Here is a 2,276-nt window from a genome sequence, read left to right as displayed (position 1 = left end):
AGCAGATGCAGGTGGTATTCCAGGACCCCTTCGGCAGCCTCAGTCCGCGCATGTCGGTGGCGCAGATCATCAGCGAAGGCCTGGAAGTCCACAGCCAGTACGACGCCCGCCAGTGCGACGAACAAGTGATCCGCGCCCTGGAGGAAGTCGGCCTCGACCCCGATAGCCGCCACCGCTACCCCCACGAGTTTTCCGGTGGCCAGCGCCAGCGCATCGCCATCGCCCGCGCCCTGGTCCTGAAACCGGCGCTGATCCTGCTGGACGAACCGACCTCGGCCCTGGACCGCACCGTACAGAAACAAGTGGTGGCCCTGCTGCGCCAACTGCAGGAAAAGTACGGCCTGACCTACCTGTTCATCAGCCATGACCTGGCGGTGGTGCGAGCCCTGGCCCACGACATGATCGTGATCAAGGACGGCAAGGTGGTTGAGCGCGGCGCCAGCCACGACGTATTCGAAGCCCCACAGCATCCCTACACCCAGGAACTGCTGGCTGCCGCCCATCCCGGCTGACCCAAAGGCCCCTTCGCCGGCAAGCCGACTCCTACACGGGCGAACACATTCACCGCCACCGTAGGAGCTGGCTTGCCAGCGAAGACGCCCACAAGATCACCACCCCGCCCAAGACCCCATTCGCCGGCAAGCCGGCCCCTACACAGGCGAACACATTCACCGCCACCGTAGGAGCTGGCTTGCCAGCGAAGACGCCCGCAAGATCACCACTCCGCCCAAGGCCCCATTCGCCGGCAAGCCGGCTCCTACAAATCGGGCATAATCCTTCGCGCCCATTTTCAGGATGCCCCCATGAACGACAGCGAAAGCCTCAAGGATTACCAGCGTGTACGCCAACTGGCGATCCGTTCGCTGTTCGAGATCATCGAGCAGTCCAGCGAAGGCACGGTGATCGTCGACCGCGACGCCAATATCGTCTGGATGAACGAGCGCTACGCAAGGCGCTTCGGCCTGGAATCCGCCGCCTTCGCCATCGGCAAACCTTGCGAAAGCGTGATCCCCGGCAGCCTGTTGCGGGAAGTGGTACGCACCGGCCGCCCCATCCTGCTGGACATGCAGGACACTCCCAAAGAGCCCCTGGTGGTGATGCGCCTGCCGATCCACGACGCCGCCGGCACGGTGATCGGCGCCATCGGCTTCGCCCTGTTCGACGAACTGCGCAGCCTGTCCCCCATGCTCAAGCGCTACCTGAGCATGCAGGAGGAACTGGCCTCCACCCGCTCCTTGTTGCGGGCCCGGCAGACCAAGTACAACTTCGCCCATTTCATCGGCACCAGCACCGCCAGCCTGGAAGTCAAACGCCGGGCCCGGCGCAGCGCCAGCGCCGAATCCCCGGTCCTGCTGCAAGGCGAGACCGGCACCGGCAAGGAGCTGCTGGCCCAGGCCATCCACGCCGCCTCGCCCCGGGCCCACAAGCCCTTTGTCAGCATCAACAGCGCGGCGATTCCCGAGGCCCTGCTGGAAGCCGAGTTCTTCGGCACCGCCCCCGGCGCCTTCACCGGCGCCGACCGCAAAGGCCGCGCCGGCAAGTTGCAGATCGCCCAGGGCGGCACCCTGTTCCTCGATGAAATCGGCGATATGCCTCTGCCCCTGCAAAGCAAGTTGCTGCGGGTGCTGCAGGAAAAGGAGTTCGAACCGGTGGGCTCCAACGAAGTGATCCACAGCGATGTGCGGGTGATCGCCGCCACCTCCACCGACCTTGAAGCCGCGATCAAGCGCGGCGAGTTTCGTGCTGACCTGTATTACCGGCTGAACGTGCTGCCGATCCAGGTGCCGGCCCTGCGCGAACGCCTGGACGACCTGCCGGCCCTGAGCGAGGGGATACTCGAAGAGCTGCGCAGCCAGCATGAGCTGGATCGAGAAGCCCTGGCCCTGCTCGCGCAACATGCCTGGCCGGGAAATATCCGCGAACTGCGCAACGTACTGGAGCGCGCGGCGCTGCTCAGCGACGACCTGATGCTCAATGCCACGGACATTCGTGCGGCCATCGGCAGTTTCAGCCCGGTGCAGCGTACCGAATCCCCGGTGCCGGTCGAGTCGCCGAACCAGGAAACCTTCGCCGCGGCCCGGGAGCGATTCGATCGGCAATTGATCGGCGCCACCCTGGCCCAATGTGCCGGCAAAGTGGACGAAGCGGCCCGGCGCCTGGGGCTGGGGCGCTCGACGCTGTACAAGAAGATGGCGGCCTTGGGGATTGACGAGTCTCCATAACGAGACATCAATCTCCGTTTTGAGAATTTACCGGCGCGCTGCGCGCTTTTCGCT

The 2,276-nt window shown here is 65.0% G+C and carries 2 protein-coding genes; both read left to right on the top strand.

The features are described 5' to 3' along the window. Positions 1–512: ATP-binding cassette domain-containing protein (locus BLX41_RS36940; RefSeq protein ID WP_259745476.1), on the top strand; the 512-nt coding region annotated here is incomplete at its 5' end. A 291-nt stretch (positions 513–803) separates the two neighbouring features. Continuing rightward, complete coding sequence (locus BLX41_RS32305) at positions 804–2,222, top strand: sigma-54 interaction domain-containing protein (protein WP_123728143.1); 1,419 nt, start codon at positions 804–806, stop codon at positions 2,220–2,222. Positions 2,223–2,276 lie beyond the last annotated feature (54 nt).

Origin of the sequence: Pseudomonas protegens, from assembly GCF_003732485.1 — a bacterium.
Lineage (GTDB): Bacteria > Pseudomonadota > Gammaproteobacteria > Pseudomonadales > Pseudomonadaceae > Aquipseudomonas > Aquipseudomonas protegens_B.
The sequence above is the reverse complement of the archived record's forward strand: the minus strand, read 5'-3'. Positions and strand labels throughout refer to the sequence as shown.

Bases quoted from the DNA above. Each gene is read 5' to 3' on its own strand.
- BLX41_RS32305 (WP_123728143.1), top strand. From the start codon at position 804: ATGAACGACAGCGAAAGCCTCAAGGATTACCAGCGTGTACGCCAACTG.